The sequence below is a fragment of the Halomonas sp. 141 genome, from assembly GCF_002810305.1.
In the GTDB taxonomy this organism is placed as follows: domain Bacteria; phylum Pseudomonadota; class Gammaproteobacteria; order Pseudomonadales; family Halomonadaceae; genus Vreelandella; species Vreelandella stevensii.
On record NZ_PINZ01000148.1, the window covers coordinates 1 to 371 of the forward strand.

At 63.1% G+C, this 371-nt stretch carries 1 pseudogene; it reads right to left on the bottom strand.

Features of this window, described 5'->3' with window-relative positions:
* Positions 1-371: pseudogene (locus CWI66_RS17755) on the bottom strand (IS1182 family transposase); the annotation flags it as partial.

Here is a 371-nt window from a genome sequence, read left to right on the forward strand (position 1 = left end):
TAGCCGGCATCCAGCAGAAGCTCGCGTGGGATCTTGGGTTCCACGCGCTCGCTCTGATCGATCAGCTCACCCACCACTCGCGTCTCGCTTGTGGGATCCACAGCGTGTGCCACGATGATGCGCGCCTCATTGGCCAGGACGGAGGGCGTATAAGCCGGCGCAAAACCGCGTCCACGCTTCTGTCGCTGCATGGCGGCCTCTGGCTCCGTCAGGCTGACACGAACCGTATCGGTACGCTTGCCATGGCGACGTCGTGCCGCGATCCTCGCATCAAGCACCTGCTCACAGGCGTGCGCTCTATCCAGCTGCTGCTGAGTCTCGTCCTGTTGCTCTGGAAGAGCCTGCTGATGGCCGATCCGGGCCTTACTGAC